Here is a 15,515-nt window from a genome sequence, read left to right on the forward strand (position 1 = left end):
CCGGAAAAGCGGGAATGGATCGAGCAGATTTGTAAACAAGATGAGAATCTCAGAAAGGTGGTCAGGAAGATGAGTGAGATGACGATGGACTTTGAAGCTTATTTCAGAGAAACAAAGGCGATCATGGCGGAATTGGAAAGAGCGGATCGTCAGCGGGAATGGCTTGAGCAGGGAAAACGGTTAGGCCGTGAACAAGGCGAACTATGCAAAGTGATTAAACAGGTTTTGAAAAATGTGAAAAAAAGAATGAGTGTTTTGGAAATTGCAGAGATACTGGATGAAGATGAATCAAGTATTCGGCAAATATTGGATTGTCATGAAAACTATCCTGAATTGACTGCGGAACAGATTGCGGAGAAGATAAAAAATTACGCATGAATTTCTTTTTTTGATGCTGTAATGAAGTGAGAGAAGAGGAGTAAAATACCGGTAGAATATGAAGAATCTCTCAGCAGTATTCCACCTTCTTTCAATACCGTTAAACTATTTTCCAGTTTCAAAATCTTTAAAATTAAAAAAGCTAAGGAAAAGGCACGCATCGGCGTGCCTTTAGGTTAATTAGATGCTTCTTCCTCGTCCGCCGTTTGGAAAACTTCTTCGATTTCCTTTTCTTCGGCAGTTTCTTCCGCAGCAGCCTGCTCGATCATGACGATCTTGCTTTCCAGATGCGCACCTTGCAGCACACTGAACTGTTTCGCTGTGATATCGCCTTCAATCCAGGCGTTTTTCTGAACATGCAGGTCTTCCGCAATCATCAGATTACCATAGATCTGACCGTCGGTCAGACATTCTCCGGCGCTGACATTGCCGCGGATGCTGCACTCCCGATCCATGGTTAACGAATTCGTGCAAACCACATTGCCTTCGATCTGACCGTTGCGCAATTCCAGATTCATCGCAGTTACATCACCATTAATCTGGCCTTTCACTAACAGATCCTTGCCGCAATGCACACTGCCGTTAACGGTACCGAGAATCGTCAGGCTGCAATCGCATTCCAGATCACCGTTGATCGTTACGTCTTCGGTTAATACGGATTCCTCCGCGCTGATCGTCTGCTTATTTTCCATTTTTTCCACTTCCTCCTGTTTTGGCTGGGGTATCATTTCCGTTGCAGGAGCTGCAACGTTTTCAAAGAATGCCGGTTCGTCATCCAGTTCTTCTTGTTTTTTGCGATTTCTAAACATATAGCCCTCCTGTTTCTGTTATTCATTATTCCAGCTTTAACGCGAAAGTCAATTCTTGAAAGCTGGAAAAAATCTTACGATTTTTTTACGCCCTGAATTTGCGGTTCGATTACGGTTATACCGGCTATGACTGAGTACGGATCATACAATGGCGGGCGGTTGTTCGACATTCTGCTTTTCAGCAAGCGCGATGAATGCTTCCAGTTCCGGCGACATCCGCGCGCCATACCACGCGATGCCTAACGGCATCGGTCTGACATCCTTCAGCGGAATTTTCAATAAGCCGGAGAATTTCTTTGACCGCGAGCAGGGCAGAATGGTGAAACCGATTCCCGACTGCACCGCGATCAACATACTGTCAAAACTTGTGTAAACGGTCTGTACTACGATCTTTTTTGCCTGCAGCTGCGGCCTTGTGATCAGCCGCGGATTGCGGTGCAGCTCCGTATTGGCCAGAATCAGCTTCTGGCCTGCCAAATCATCGAAAGTCAGATATTTATACGCTGCCAGCGGATGCGTTTTACTGACAAGCACGTAATACTGCGATTCCATAATCGGCAGAAATTTCAACTTGGGATCACTCTCCACTTCGTATTGATAACAGAAGGCCATCTCCACTTCGCCGGTGATCAGCAGCTGACGGCTGCCGCGATCCTCCTGCGTCAGGATATTAACATGAATCAGCGGACATGTCTCCGAGTAATTTTTGATGATCTGCGTCAGCTTGCCGTAATCAGCCAGACGGCGGACTAACAAGTTAATCAGCTTCGGCGTCTGGGCGTTCATCGACTGTACAGTTTGAACAATCGCTTCCAGCTGCCGCAGCAGCGGTTCCATTTGCTTATAAAAATAGGACCCGGCGGCTGTCAGCTCCACGCTGCGGTGCGTGCGGTTGAACAAGGTGACGCCCAGCTCCGTTTCCAGCGCTTTGATCTGATAGCTGACGACCGGCTGCGTGGTATAGAGCAGTTCGGCGGCACGGATGTAGCTCAAGGTTTGAGCGACGGTAAGAAAAGCCCGGATCTGGCTGGTGTTCAACGACAATTCCCCCTTTGTGATCATATTGACGATCAGCTAACCACATTGTATCAGATTTCTTGATGTATAATAAAATAATTTTATTAAACGATAAAGTATTTCGATTGTTTGAAACCCCTTGCAATCCTATAATGAAATCGACAAAAGTTTCACAATGTGAAACCAGAGGAGGGAAAGAAAATGAAGAATATTTCTCGACGGGACTTTTTGAAAGGCAGCGCCGCGACCGTCGCGGGGGCTGCGGCACTGGGGCTGTTAGGTGCTTGTTCGTCCAACGACGCACCGGCGGCTGCGACAACGGAGGAAAAGTTTGACAAGGAATGCGATTTCCTGATCGTCGGCTATGGTTTGGCGGGGGAAGCCGCCGCGCTGGAAGCCAACGACATTGACCCCAACGCCAAGATCTGTATTCTGGAAAAAATGGAAGAAGCGCAGGCTGGCGGCAACTCGATCGCATCCGGCCAGACCGTGATCGTGCCGGCGCCGGATGATCTGGAGACCTTTAAGAAATACCTGATCGCCTGCAGTCAGCCGAATCCGATTCCTGAAGAATATGTTGATTTCATGGCGAAGGAATTCTCTGATCAGCGCGGCTGGATTCAGGCGACGGTTGATAAAGTGGGCTACGAGCTGGGCTATGTCGGCGGAGGACCGCTGGCCTGGGGCTCATTAGTTACGGAATTCCCGGATCTGGACGGATCCAGCTTTAAGGGCTGTTCCGCGCATGTCCGCAAAGCCGGAACGACGTTCGAATACGGCGGCGTCTGGAGAGGTTTCGATCTGGCGGTTCGCGACCGCGGTGAAAATATTGAACTGATGTTCTCAACGGCCTTTACAAGCTTGATTCAGAATCTGGAAACCAAAGAGGTTAAGGGCGTCGTCGCCAAGGGCGCGGATGGCAAGGAAATCCGCATCAAAGCCAATAAGGGTGTCCTGTTGGCCTGCGGCGGTTACGAAAATAATTTACAGATGCAGCGCGATTTCCATGGGATGGACGTTGTTTACACCGGCGGGACTCCGGGCAACACAGGCGATGGCATCCACGCGTTGATGAACACTGGCGCGAAGATCTGGCACATGAAGAATCAGACGCAGTCGGGCGGCTTCTGGCTGGGCATCAAGGTGCCGGAACACGAAGCGACATTCATGCGCAACTTCTCAATGGCCGGCAAGAGCTGGATCGAGGTCTGCGCCGATAACAAGCGTTTCTACAACGAATCCGCGGCGTATCATCGTCAGCACATGAAATTTAAGGAATACGGCCATTATGTCGATCTGCCGCATGACCGCGCTCTGCCGGTTGATTTGATCTTCGATGAAAAGACCCGCACGGCCGGCGCGATCGTCACGAAGTGGCTGAGCTGGCCGATCACAACTGAAGGCTACGTCTGGTCCGACGATAACTCCGAAGAAGTGGCGAAGGGCTGGATCATCAAAGCCGATACGATTGAAGAACTGGCAGAAAAACTGGGCCGCGATCCAGAAGCGCTGAAAGCCACGATCGACGACTACAATGCCGGATGCAAATCCGGGCGCGACGAATTCGGCCGCAGCGTGGAAACAATGGAACCGATTGATACCGCGCCGTTCTATGCCGTTGGCATTACTCCGACGCTGGTGGCGACGACCGGCGGCGCGGAACGCAATGTCAAAGCTCAGGTGCTGGATTGGAATGACAATCCGATTCCGAATCTGTACGAAGCCGGCGAGCTAGGCTCGTATGTTTCCAACCTGTATCAAAATGGAATGTTCTTGGCGGAAGCCATCGCAACCGGACGTGCTGCGGCGGATACGGCATTCGGCGGCCGTTCGACGGTCACGACGGAGGTCAGCGGCGAGGTTGAGGAAACTATCGACATCACCAAGAAACCGGATGGCCAGTATGATCAGCTGATCAAGAGCAATCATGGCGAGTACACACTGCGGGCTACGGTTGAGGGCGGCAAAATTACCAACCTGGAAATCGTATCCGGACGCGAAAATATGTTTATGGACGACGACCAGCTGAAAGCCTTCTTCGACGAAGTGATCTCAGGTCAGAATGTCGAAGTCGACGCGATCTCCGGCGCCACACTGGATTCCAACAACCTGTTGGACGCGTTAAAGGCAATCTTCAAATAAGCTTCAGCGGTAAAAACGAATTCATCCGCAGAAAGGAAAGCAATGCCGCAGGATCCCTATTCCGGAAGGCGCGGGGAGGCTGGCTGCGATTCCCTCCGGCTTTGGCAGTCAACTTCCGTCTTTCCTTCATATCAATCCTTCAATGTTATAGCTTCCTGACAAGAGTCTGTCTTTCCCAAAATAAGGGGCAGGCTCTTTTTTTGCAATTTTAAAGTTCTGCACGAGGTCAGGGATTGCATTGGGAATGCGGAAACGCGTACAATAAACGAAGAATCCGGCGCAGGCCTCTCTGGTGAAAAAGGGCTTGAAAAGGTTTGGGATCAGCGGAAGGCTGGAGCTAAGGAAAATGCGCGGAGGTTGGAATTCGCTGGAGTCCATGGGGAGGAATGAGAAATGAAAGAAAAAGCGAAGCAATTTCATCAAAGGTGCCGAAACGGATGTTGGCTGATCGTGATCGTCCAGCTGATAAGTTTATTTCTGCGATGGGCTTCTCTGCCTGATCGGATCCCGGCTCATTTCGACGTGGCCGGAAAGGTCGACCGCTGGGGAAGCAAAGCTGAGCTGCTGGTTCTGCCATGGATTTCAATTCTGATGATGGCGGGTTTGGAATGGGTCAGCCGGCATCCGAAGCTGTGGAACATTCCGGTCGCGGTTACGGAGCATAACCGCGAAGCGCTTGAGGCAGTTACATTGAGGATTCTCTCCCTGGCAGAGCTGCTTGTGGTCCTCTTGTTTGCACTGCTGGAATATTTCAGCATGACTGGCCGTTCACTGCCCGTCGGGTTGATCCTCGGGTTTGTGCTGAGCGTGGCTGTCGGAATTTGCGCCGCTATTTTCTGGTGCGTGCATACTGCGAAAAAATACCGCTGATCCCAATAGCCGGAGAGTGAGGACAACGTTTGGGATACCGATGATAAAATCAATCAAAGATCCGCGGTGGTCTGGAAAGAAAGCGTATGGGAAACTGTCTGGCGGCCGAGAATTGGTTATGCTGCCAAACTGCGAAAAAAAGTGGTCAAAGTCGTGGCAATGACATTGAAATTTGGCTACAATGAGAACCAGAAATATCCAATCGCGGGATTCTTCAAGCCTGCGATCAGAAAATTCCATGTCCGCCGCTTGCGGTTATGTCCGAGGCAGGTCGAGGCATGGGGTCATGGGATAAAAAAGAATCTGAGGAAAAGACCGATGTTAAAAAAGATGATGAAAATACTGGGACTGGCGCTCTGCCTTAGCGGCTGCACGGCAGTTCCGGCCATTCCCTCTCAACCGCAGGCCCTCTCGGCGATCCCTTTTGCAGAACTCAAGACGCCATTAACGCTGCTTTGCTCGTCAGATCTTCATTATCAAAGCGAGCGGCTGCAGTCGCAGGTGTCCGTAGTGCCGCAGATGATCTACAACGAAGCCATCACTTCTGCGATGCTGGCACAGATGGAAGCGGCGAAACCCGACTACATTATCCTGACAGGTGATTTAGTCAATCAGGGCGATGCATCGGATCATCAGAAAATGGCTGAACTGCTGCGGAAAGTGAATGAAACCGTACCGGTGCGGGTGATTTGCGGCAACCATGATCTGGCGATGGTAACCCGCGAGGAATTTGTGTCTCTGTATCATGAATTCGGATATGATCAGGCTTATTCGCGCGATCCCGCATCGCTGAGTTACGCGGAGCTTACCGAGGCCGGCGTGCTGTTGATTCTGCTCGATACCAACAGTGAACGACCCGGCGGCAGTGAAGGAACACTGTCCGCCTCGACGTTGGAATGGCTGAAAACACTGGGAAATCAGGCGCGCGAGTCAGGCTGGCTGACACTGACGTTCAGCCATCACAATCTGCTCGATCACACCGTGACCACATCCAACGATATCGTCCATACGGCCGATGCGGCGAAAACATTGCTGGAACAGCTGAATATCAGGACGCACATCAGCGGTCACCGCCACACGGGGCATATTCAGACGGAAACGATCGGATCCCAAAGTCTGACGGAAATCGTACTGCCGATGCCGATTGCCTGGCCGAATACCTATGGCCGCATCGAGATCAGCACGCAGGGAGCGCTGGACTACACGCAAAGGACAATCGACGTCGCCACCTGGGCGAAGAAGCAGGGACTTTCCAAACCCGATCTGCTCGACTTTCCCGCCTATTCGGTCCAGGCTCAACGCCAGGCAAATCAAAACACGCTGGATTCTACATTGAAAAATGTGGAACTAACTTGTGAACAGCGGCAAGCGATGGAGGATTTGTTTCAGCAGACGATGTTTAGCTACCGTCAGGGTCAGCTCGATCAAGTCCGGACCGAGCTGCTTGCGCATCCCGGCTATCAAGCCTGGCAGACGCTGGGACCGGATACCATCTGGAAACGCTGGCTAAAGGCGTTGTTAACCAGGACTGAACAAAGTCCTGGAGATCACGTTCATGTGGCGTATTGAAGTCCGGCGCCCAATCCGATAATCCACGGGCGACGTTAAAACTGAAAATACCGATAGGACAAGCAACATGTTAAACAAAGACAGGATGAGGAGAATCAAAGATGACGGCATTGGATCAGGAATGGGAAGAAATCCGCAGACAGCGGGACCGGCAGGTGAAACTGAAGGCTCAGTTGGAGCGCCTGAAAGCTCAGCAGGTAACGTTGAATGGAGAAGTCGGGCAGCGGAAGCAGCGATTAAAGAAGGAAGAACAGGATGTTGATCAGCTTGAAGCCTTCAGCTGGACCGCTTTGTGGGCACGGCTTAACGGTCAGTGGCATGAAAAACTGTCAGAGCAGCGTCAGGAAGCGGTTGTCGCCGCCGTCAGAGTTGAGGCCGCCTGCCGGCAGCAGGAAAAACTGGAAGCCCGGATCGCCCGGATCGAACAGGAGCTTCATACGCTGAAGGATTGCGGGAAACGTTGGGCATCGCTGTTGGAACAGAAAGCGGATCAGCTGGCGGAGGAACATCCGCAGAAAGCTGACGCCCTGTTGCGGCTGGAAATGCGGCAGAGAGAATGGGAGCGAAAGCAGAAGGAATTGCGGGAAGCCGCCGACGCCGGGGAAATGGCGCGGGGTCTGGCTTGCCAGCTGGTTGAAAAGATGGATGAAGCGCGGACGTGGGCGACCGTCGATTTGTTTGGCGGCGGAATGATCACCGGCTTTGTGAAGCATCGCTGTCTGGATGAGGCGCAGCAGCTGGCCCGGCAGCTGGAAGAGCAGCTGCGTTGTTTTGAAAGCGAGCTGGCGGATGTGGAGCTTCACCCCTCGCTGGGATTAACGCTCGATCCGTTTTTACGAATTCTGGATATCCTGTTTGACAGTTTCGTTACGGACTGGACCGTTTCGGAGCGAGTGGAAAAAGCCTGCGTTCAGGCTGAACGGACCCGCAGGGAGATTCAAGCGCTGCTGGATCATCTGACAGCGCTGCAGGATCAGGCCTGCCGTGAAAGCGCAAAGCTGACGCGCCAGCGCAGACTTTTGATTGAGCAGGCTTGATTTCAGAAATCCAGGTCTTTCTTAATCGCCGCGCTGTTGCCGCCCAATGAAAAAGACCCAGCCCGGGTTGCAGCCGGGCTGGGTTTCGCTTTTTCAGCGCACTTATGGAAAAAGAAAATTAATGAATATTGGCAATCATTGGCATAAAATCAAGTTTTTCATCCTGAGGCAGCATCTGAATCGTCACTTTGACGCCTTTGGATTCGATGTAACGGAAATCTTCCGCTTCCTGCGGCGTAACGCAGACAGTATGCTTGATGCGCGTGGATCCGATTTTATTCGAAATGTTGCCGACATTGATGGTTGGCATGAAATAACCCAGATCCAGAACCTTTCTGGCGGTAGCCGGCCCCCGCATGATAATCATCAGACGGTCTTTATCATAAGCGTTTTCATTTAATCGCTGAACCGCGCGTTCCGCATTGAGAATGGATAAGCGGGAAGAAGAAGGGCAGGCCATTTTCAATGCGATTTTCTGGATGTCGTCAACAGCGGCTAAATCATCAATGACCAGAATACGTGTAATATTCAGCTGATTTGTCCAAACGGTAGCCACCTGACCATGGATCAGCCGTTCGTCGATGCGGATGTTCAATATACTCATGATGCTTCTCCTTTCTGATCCGCAAACAAGATTTGCGGGTCGATGACATGAATGGCTTCTTTGGCTTCCAGCAGCGCGTTGTCAATTAACTGACGCGAACTCTGGCTGCCATTGCGATGAACAAGCAGATAGGTCAGTAAGGTTAAGGTCGTCTCCGTGATGATTTTAACTTTCTTATCCGGAAGCTGTGTCAGGCAGGCTTCCATTGGAAAGCCGCCCTGAATGTCGCACAGACACAGGATTTCTTCGGTTTCCGGCTCCCAGGCTTCAATCTGGTTACGCAGATTTTGACGATAGACGTCGAGATCCTCGTTCAGCTTGTAGTCCAGCGCCTGCAGATAAGCCTGCGGACCGCATAACATTTCCGCCGCTTCCCGCATCCCACAGGCAAAGTGATCATGACCACAGATCAGAATTCCAATCATAAACTCATCTCCTCGTTTCTTCAGAGGAAGATCGATCGCCGGCGAGAGGCTGCCGGCTCCGTATCTCGCTTCTACTCTTATTATAACGGCCAAAAAGAGGTTGAACAGCGTTAGGGAAGGGGTTGGAAAAGAATTTTGAGTTGTTGGTGAGATAAGAGAATCCAGCGAAAAAATATTGTCATTTCAGCCGATAAATTTGCATTTCCCGATTGTCTCTTTATAATGAAGGAGGGATTGTCATGAATATCCGGGAACGGTTAAGAAATACCCATTCGCTGAGTGCGAATGAACAAACGCTTGCGGAATATCTTCTGAAGCATACGACGGAAGCGGTTGAAATGGATTATCGCCAGTTGTCTGAACAATGTCATGTCTCCATCAGCTGTATTTTCCGCTTGTGCCGGAAAATGGAAGTGAAGGGCTTCAACGAATTGAAATTGTTGTTGTCGAAAGAGTTGAACGAAGAACTCAGCCAGTATCAGAACGTCGACTTCAGCGTGCCCTTTTCTTCTGACGACAGCCTTGAAAGCCTGACGGCCAACATCGCCAATATTTACAAGCAGACGGTCGACGATACGCTGCGCATGCTGGATTTTAAGGAATTCCGGGCGATCGTTGAGACGCTGACGCAGGCCCGGCGGATCTTTTTCATCGGCAGCGGAAGCAACTTGTTGATCGGCCGGAGTTTGATGCAGAAGCTGCAGGAAATCGGGGTGAATATCCAGATGCCTTCAGAACTGACGGACGGGCGGCTGGTGTGCAGTACCGCCGATCGCGACAGCGTGGCTTTGGTGGTTTCCTATGCGGGAATTTCCAGCTACATGCTGGAATGCGTAAAGGCGCTGCGGATGCATGAGGCGAAGATTGTGCTGATCTCCAGCCGGCTGGATCCGAAGCTGCATTATTATGCGGACTACCGGTTATTTCTTTGCAGCAAGGAAAATCCGCAGATCAAGATCGCCAATTTTTCATCGGCCTGTTCGGCGCAGTTTCTCTGTGATCTCATCTTCTCCGCTTATTTTCAACAACATTATGATCAGTTCTGGCAATACCGGAAAAAGAAAACGTATCTGTAAGGATAACCGGAATTCGTCCCTTCCGCGGACGGCTGGATAAGCAGGCAGGAGCGTAAAGGCTGAGATCGCTTTTGCGTTTTTTTTAACTCTAAAACTGCGGGAAATGCGTGAGCTTCGGCCCTCTTTGACAAAGCGGCAGGAAATCAAATAATAAAAAGCAGGCTCAGCGAGGCGTCGGGAAAGAAGCTAAGAAGAAGCCATTGGAAATCCAGGCTCGTTTTCAGAACACGGGGCCTTCTTCAGGAAAGCAGCCGCCTTTTTTTGTAAGCAAAGCTCTTTCTGGCTCCATAAGAAAAACAGCGCCGTTGGACGCTGTTTCTTTGATCGGTACAGGAAAGTGATTACCAGTACATTTCCCAGTCTTTGCTTAAGCGGGTGAGCGCTTCAAAGTAGAAGTAATCCCCCCAGCTGCAGCATTCGTCAACGCCGTGCTGACGGCAGCCGTTGGTCGGGGTGCTGCGGCAGTAAGTGCTGTTGAGCAGCTGGCCGTTGGAGATTTTCGGATCCTTGACGGCGCAGTGATCATACAAAGCCTTGATCATCCGCCTGGCGTCGCTGATCAGCTGGTCAGCTTCCGCCTTCTCTACGTATTTCGCCATTTCCAGCATGCCGCAGGCTGCGATCGCGCTGGCTGAAGAATCACGCGGTTCATCGCTGCCGTCGGTGAAATCAAAATCCCAGTATGGAATCAGATCACCTGGCAGATGATCAATGAAGTATTTCGTGACATGGCGGAACAGCTCGAGATATTCCGGGTTATGCGTGTATTTGTAGCTGATCGCCAGACCATAAACGCCCCAGCTCTGACCGCGGGCCCAGGCCGATTCGTTGCGGTTGCCCTGATGGGATACGCCGTGGCTCGGCTTGCCTGTTTCCGGATCGAAGAAATAGGTATGATAGGTCGAATAATCCGGACGGATGACGACGCTTAACGCCGTATGAATGTGCTTCAGCGCGATTTCACGATATTTCGGATCGCCGCTGACTTCCGTCGCCCAATACAATAACGGCAGGTTCAGCAGACAGTCGATGATTAAGCGGTAGTTGTCCTTCGCCCCCAACGGACCCCAGGCCTGAATAAAGCCGCCTTTTTCCTGAAACCGGGTGATCAGCTTGTCCGCTGCTTTCAACGCCGCTTCTTTGGCTTTTTCATCGTTGAGCAGCTTATAGGCCGCAACGCAGGAAGGGGAGTACAGGAAACCGAGGTCATGATGTTCCAGCACGATGTTGCGGTTGACGCGGTCTAAGAAGCTTTCGACATGCGTCAGACCGGTCTGTTTGAAGCACTCTTCCTTCGTCGCTTCATAAGCCAGCCAGACCTCGCCGGTCCAGAAACCGTTGGTCCATTCGGTATTGTCCATCTGCGGATAAAAATTGTTGACGCTGTTGGGATACTTCATGCTGGTGGTGAAATCGTTCAAGCCGCTGCGCACCTGTTCGACGGCGTAATGGATCGCGTCGTTGAGCTCGGTATCGGTCAGTTCAGGATAGTTTGCAAAGTTCATGAGAAATCTCCTCTCTATGTTCCTATTGTAGCAAGTTTATGCAAGAAGTTCAACAATCTTGTATACAAGTTGAAATGAAAATTTAATCTGCCTGTCTGGTAAAGAAAAAACCGGATTGTTATTCCGGTATTTCCAGTGTCAGACAGCCTTCCTGAGCCCAGGGCAGCGAAGCCCGAATCCGTCCGTTTTGAATATCGAAAGCGCCGCCCAGCGCCGGCTCCTTTACCCCCGGTGAGTCCAGATTGTTGATCAGCACAACCCGCTTTGCGAAGCTTGCGGCCTGAGCGGCATACGCCTCAGCTTGTTCCTGCTTCCATTCATCAAGAGGAAAGCAGACGAAGACCGGCCAGAATACAAGGTCCGGCTGTTGCGAAACCATCGCGGAAACAACCTCGTCCGTCCAGCCGTCGCCGCACAGCAGTACGCCGATTCGTTTTCCCCGATAGCTGAAGATCCCGCTCTGCTTTCCTTCCGTGTAAAATTGAGGATTTGCGCCAGGCATTTTCCAGCCCGGCGACATTCGCGCGTAATCCAACAGGATTTCTCCCGAATTGGAAATGATCAGATCATTGCTCGTCCATTTTCCTGCATGAAATCGGAAATACCCGACGCCGATTCCGGAATGAAACGTTTTCGCCATTTCCTGCAGACGGCGCAGCGGCGGATCGCCGTGATCCAAAGCAAATTGCCGGTCATGATCCGGATTGAAATTCAGGCTGTTAAAGCCCTGAATAAACGCCTCGCCGAAAAGGACGAAATCCTGATCAGGATGCGTCCGCAGTACAGCTTCAATTTTGTCCATGTTCTGACTGATGTTTCCCTGGATCGAGAAAGCGGCGGCCAGTGTGATTTTCATGGTGAACTCACCTCGATTATTTCCCGGGTAATTTTAACAGAGCGGGATTTCGTTAATTTGTAATCAGGATTATTTTTTCTCGTAAATCCGCAGGATGAATTCCACTTCCGTCGACAGCTGCGTCAAAACGGCCAGCTTCTGTTTGTCCTGAATCGAAGTCTTGTAATAATACGGGGTCATCGTAAAGAGATCCTGAATCTGCGCCTGACTTTCCAACTGAATTTCATAATGCAACGTCTGTTCTTCGATCAGATCAAACTCCGGGGTTGTCATCGTTTCCTGCGGATTGAGATACGGAGTATCATATAAGACTTCTTTTAAGCCCCATAAGTGCCGTGATCCGGGACTAACGACGATCAGTTTGCCCTGAGCTTTCAGCACGCGTGCATTCTCCGCCATTGCCAGCGGTGCAAAGCAGGACCAGATGACATCAATCGACTGATCCGGCAGCGGCAGCTCAAAGACTGACGCCGCCGCAAAATGAACGGAAGGACAACTCCGGCCTGCCTGTTTCAGGGCTTCCTTGGATAAGTCGATCCCGAAGCATTCGCAATCTTTCAATGTTTCGCACAGCGCGGTATAGTAACCCTCGCCGCAGCCGGAATCCAGCACCGCCGACGGATTGAGCGCCTGAACGAATTCGGTTAACTTCGCTTTCAGCGGCTGGTAAGCACCGCTTTGCAGGAAGCGTGTCCGGGCTTTGACCATTTCCGCGTTATCGCCGTGGATCTTCTTCGATGAGCGGATTAAATTGACGTAATGAAAACGCGACAGATCATAGCTGTGGCGTTTTTCGCATTGATAAACCGACTGCTTCAGCGTCAGCGGCTGACGGCAGACCGGACATAAGAAGGATATCATAAGCAAAGACCTCTCTTTTATGGGGATAGTGTAGCATATTTACATAAAAAACGGTAAAATAATTCCAACGAACAAGCCTTGTTCATACGAAGCGCAAAGGAGAAACAGGTTATGGTGAAAACGTTGATTCTGGATATTGACAACACCTTGATTGAAGCGATGAAGGAACTTCCGCCCCGCAGTGAAGCCGCGCTGCGGCGGTGGCTGGCGGCCGGACATCGGCTGGTGTTTGCCAGCGGCAAGAACGCCTGTGCGTTTGACGATTTGATCGCCTTGCTGAGAATGCGGCAAGGCTGGCATATTGCTTCCAACGGCGGTGTTCTGGCAGAACCCTCGACCGGTCGGTTTGAGCGGCTGGCGTGCGTCGGGGCGCGGAGCCGGCGGTGCATGGACGTGATGGATCAGCTGGGGATTCCGTATTTTGCGTACACGCTGGATGAGATTGTGATCAACCGGCCGATGCCGCAGTCGCAGATCGATCATCTGGAATTTTTAAAGGATCCGCATGTAGTGCTGCGCGATTCGATTGATCCTCAGGCGGTTGTTAAACTGTTGATGTTCATTGATATTCATGATGAGGAAACTCCGCGGCGTTTGCGGCAGGCGCTGCATCCGGAAGCGCTGGGGCTGCAGCTGATGCGCACCAGCAGCGAGCTGCTGGAAATCCATGATCAGCATCAGACCAAGGCGGTTGGGGTGCGGGCTCTGGCAAACAAGCTGCATCTGGAGTTAAGCGAATTGTACGCGGTTGGCGACAGTGAGAACGATATGAGCATGCTGGAAATTGTCGGTCATCCTTATATCGTCGCCAACGCTTCCCAAACTCTGAAAGACCGTGGCTGGCCGCAGCTGGCAAGCTGCCGTGAGGAAGGGGTAGCAGATTTGATCGACAGGCTGCTGGCAGATTGAGAGCACTTCCGGCTGCGCAGGTTGACAAGCTGGGAAAAGAAGCGAATAATGAAAGAAAGAAATAACGCTGAATGAAAAATGGAGGCGGTTTTATGTTTATTTTTAGTTCAGGCAGTCAGGAAAGTTTTTATGAAATGCAGAATAAAATCAACCGTAAATTACGTTCCCTGCGCCGGATGGGATTGGGGCTGGCGGCGGCGCTGGTCGTGCTGGGCATCGCGCTGTTGTTCTGTCCGCAGTCGGTCGTCCTGTGGATTGAGCGGGGGATTGCGGTGATCCTCGGATTGGTGGGGATCGTGGAAATTCTTGATTACCTGTCAACCAGCGCGCTGTTTCGGCAAAGTTTGACGATTGTCCGCGGGCTGTTCGATCTGTTGATCGCAGTTCTGCTTTTGCGGGCCGATGCGGAAATGGTCATCACGGTGTTCGCCGTCCTCCTGGGCGTCAGCGCGATTGTGATTGGAATTCATAAGCTTGATTACGCGATGAAGCTGAACTATTTTCGGGTCGAGGGTTCCGGCATGGCGATGGCGGGCGGCGTGCTTTCGGTGATCGCGGGAATTTGCTTTCTGATCAGTCCGTTAAGCTCGGCGATCGTGCTGACGACGCTGATTGCGGCATATTGTATACTGGGAGGCATCGCGTTGTTTGTCGAAATGCTTTCCTTTAAAAACCGGTAAGGGAGGAATCAGAAATGGATTTCAAGAAACAGGCGGAAAAGCTTGTCCAGAACGTTGCGCAGGCCGCGGAAAAGGGCACGGAGCGGGCGAAGGACAAGCTGGATCAGACGAAACGGCAGATCGAACTGAAACGACAGCTGAAAGCCACGGAAGAGATGTTGAATACGGCGTACATGGAAATTGGCCGGGCTTATGCGTCGGCTCGGGAAGAAGAGCGGGAGATGCAGGATGTGGAAAACTGGCTGGAACAGGTGCGCACCTCGCAGATGACGATCGCCGATCTTCAGCGCCAGCTGGCCGTGCTCAAAAACATTGATTAATTAACGATGATCTGACAAAGTTGACCCGGGATTTTACCGGGTTTTATTTAGGATTGAAAGAAAGGACAGCGGATAAAAGCAGTTTATGATGTATCACAAGATTTGCATTTGCTTCCTTCCCTTGCGGGGGCGCAGATTGCGGGGCAGGATGATGGTGTTGTGATCAAGAAACCTGGCAGATTTGTGTCCATTACAAGGATCATCATTAAAGGGAGATTCGTCAAAGCGTAATTTACAAGGCTTGACTGCGTAATTTTCACAAAATGAGAAGCTGAAAACAGCTTCAAGTAATGGGAAATGTCGTTTTCTCGGAATGTACGGTAAAAGACCGGATCTGGGGCCCTTGAACTTTTGACGCAGGATCCTGCCGGAAGGGATGGGGCAAAGTGATAAGGCGGGAACTTGCCCGGCTGTGTCCTGATAAGGGTGCGCGAACAACCGGAATCCAGTTTAAGGA

16 protein-coding genes are annotated in these 15,515 nt (G+C 51.2%); 9 read left to right on the plus strand and 7 right to left on the minus strand.

What is annotated here, in order from left to right:
- Positions 1 to 84: 84 nt before the first annotated feature.
- On the plus strand, positions 85 to 378 hold the full coding sequence (locus I2D94_RS14535; RefSeq protein ID WP_195397442.1) for a hypothetical protein: 294 nt from the start codon (positions 85 to 87) through the stop codon (positions 376 to 378).
- A gap of 176 nt (positions 379 to 554) precedes the next feature.
- Here I2D94_RS14535 and I2D94_RS14540 read toward each other — a convergent pair whose 3' ends face one another.
- Entirely contained in the window at positions 555 to 1,187 is a 633-nt protein-coding gene (locus tag I2D94_RS14540) for a polymer-forming cytoskeletal protein (protein WP_072683680.1), read from the minus strand.
- A gap of 141 nt (positions 1,188 to 1,328) precedes the next feature.
- Positions 1,329 to 2,225, minus strand: coding sequence for a LysR family transcriptional regulator (locus I2D94_RS14545; protein ID WP_072683678.1), 897 nt, complete (start codon positions 2,223 to 2,225; stop codon positions 1,329 to 1,331).
- Positions 2,226 to 2,405: 180 nt separating this feature from the next.
- On the opposite strand from I2D94_RS14545, the gene I2D94_RS14550 reads away from it, so the two are divergent.
- The 4 genes from I2D94_RS14550 to I2D94_RS14565 all read left to right on the plus strand — a co-directional run bounded on the left by I2D94_RS14550 (position 2,406) and on the right by I2D94_RS14565 (position 7,822).
- Positions 2,406 to 4,346, plus strand: coding sequence for an FAD-binding protein (locus I2D94_RS14550; RefSeq protein ID WP_195397443.1), 1,941 nt, complete (start codon positions 2,406 to 2,408; stop codon positions 4,344 to 4,346).
- 393 nt (positions 4,347 to 4,739) lie between these two features.
- Complete coding sequence (locus I2D94_RS14555; RefSeq protein WP_195397444.1) at positions 4,740 to 5,216, plus strand: DUF1648 domain-containing protein; 477 nt, start codon at positions 4,740 to 4,742, stop codon at positions 5,214 to 5,216.
- A 159-nt stretch (positions 5,217 to 5,375) separates the two neighbouring features.
- Positions 5,376 to 6,785: a metallophosphoesterase gene (locus tag I2D94_RS14560; RefSeq protein WP_229056902.1), complete on the plus strand. Its 1,410-nt coding sequence runs from the start codon at positions 5,376 to 5,378 to the stop codon at positions 6,783 to 6,785.
- 101 nt (positions 6,786 to 6,886) lie between these two features.
- Positions 6,887 to 7,822: a hypothetical protein gene (locus I2D94_RS14565; protein WP_195397446.1), complete on the plus strand. Its 936-nt coding sequence runs from the start codon at positions 6,887 to 6,889 to the stop codon at positions 7,820 to 7,822.
- Positions 7,823 to 7,940: 118 nt separating this feature from the next.
- Here I2D94_RS14565 and I2D94_RS14570 read toward each other — a convergent pair whose 3' ends face one another.
- Together I2D94_RS14570 and I2D94_RS14575 are read right to left on the minus strand one after the other, a co-directional pair.
- The gene (locus I2D94_RS14570) at positions 7,941 to 8,426 is read right to left on the minus strand and encodes a PTS sugar transporter subunit IIB (protein ID WP_072683673.1); all 486 of its coding nucleotides are present in this window, start codon (positions 8,424 to 8,426) and stop codon (positions 7,941 to 7,943) included.
- A complete protein-coding gene (locus I2D94_RS14575; RefSeq protein WP_072683672.1) occupies positions 8,423 to 8,851 on the minus strand; it encodes a PTS sugar transporter subunit IIA in 429 nt (142 codons plus the stop codon). The genes I2D94_RS14570 and I2D94_RS14575 overlap by 4 nt, the downstream gene beginning before the upstream one ends.
- 239 nt (positions 8,852 to 9,090) lie before the next feature.
- On the opposite strand from I2D94_RS14575, the gene I2D94_RS14580 reads away from it, so the two are divergent.
- Positions 9,091 to 9,927 carry a MurR/RpiR family transcriptional regulator gene (locus I2D94_RS14580; RefSeq protein WP_072683671.1) on the plus strand — a complete coding sequence of 279 codons (837 nt, stop codon included), beginning with the start codon at positions 9,091 to 9,093 and terminating at the stop codon, positions 9,925 to 9,927.
- A 341-nt stretch (positions 9,928 to 10,268) separates the two neighbouring features.
- On the opposite strand, the gene I2D94_RS14585 is transcribed toward I2D94_RS14580, so the two are convergent.
- From I2D94_RS14585 to I2D94_RS14595, 3 genes are all read right to left on the minus strand, one after another.
- On the minus strand, positions 10,269 to 11,432 hold the full coding sequence (locus I2D94_RS14585) for a glycoside hydrolase family 88 protein (protein ID WP_195397447.1): 1,164 nt from the start codon (positions 11,430 to 11,432) through the stop codon (positions 10,269 to 10,271).
- A 118-nt stretch (positions 11,433 to 11,550) separates the two neighbouring features.
- The gene (locus tag I2D94_RS14590) at positions 11,551 to 12,288 is read right to left on the minus strand and encodes a carbon-nitrogen hydrolase family protein (RefSeq protein ID WP_195397448.1); all 738 of its coding nucleotides are present in this window, start codon (positions 12,286 to 12,288) and stop codon (positions 11,551 to 11,553) included.
- A gap of 69 nt (positions 12,289 to 12,357) precedes the next feature.
- The gene (locus tag I2D94_RS14595; RefSeq protein ID WP_195397449.1) at positions 12,358 to 13,149 is read right to left on the minus strand and encodes a methyltransferase domain-containing protein; all 792 of its coding nucleotides are present in this window, start codon (positions 13,147 to 13,149) and stop codon (positions 12,358 to 12,360) included.
- A 111-nt stretch (positions 13,150 to 13,260) separates the two neighbouring features.
- Between I2D94_RS14595 and I2D94_RS14600 the strand changes: the two genes are divergently transcribed.
- The 3 genes from I2D94_RS14600 (at position 13,261) to I2D94_RS14610 (ending at position 15,058) form a co-directional block, all read left to right on the plus strand.
- The gene (locus tag I2D94_RS14600) at positions 13,261 to 14,058 is read left to right on the plus strand and encodes an HAD hydrolase family protein (RefSeq protein WP_195397450.1); all 798 of its coding nucleotides are present in this window, start codon (positions 13,261 to 13,263) and stop codon (positions 14,056 to 14,058) included.
- Positions 14,059 to 14,150: 92 nt separating this feature from the next.
- Positions 14,151 to 14,738 (plus strand): HdeD family acid-resistance protein, encoded by a 588-nt coding sequence (locus tag I2D94_RS14605; protein ID WP_195397451.1) that lies wholly within the window; start codon positions 14,151 to 14,153, stop codon positions 14,736 to 14,738.
- A 14-nt stretch (positions 14,739 to 14,752) separates the two neighbouring features.
- Positions 14,753 to 15,058, plus strand: a complete 306-nt coding sequence (locus I2D94_RS14610) for a hypothetical protein (RefSeq protein ID WP_195397452.1) — start codon at positions 14,753 to 14,755, stop codon at positions 15,056 to 15,058.
- Positions 15,059 to 15,515 lie beyond the last annotated feature (457 nt).

Origin of the sequence: Holdemania sp. 1001302B_160321_E10, assembly GCF_015552275.1 — a bacterium.
Classification (GTDB): Bacteria; Bacillota_I; Bacilli_A; order Erysipelotrichales; family Erysipelotrichaceae; genus Holdemania.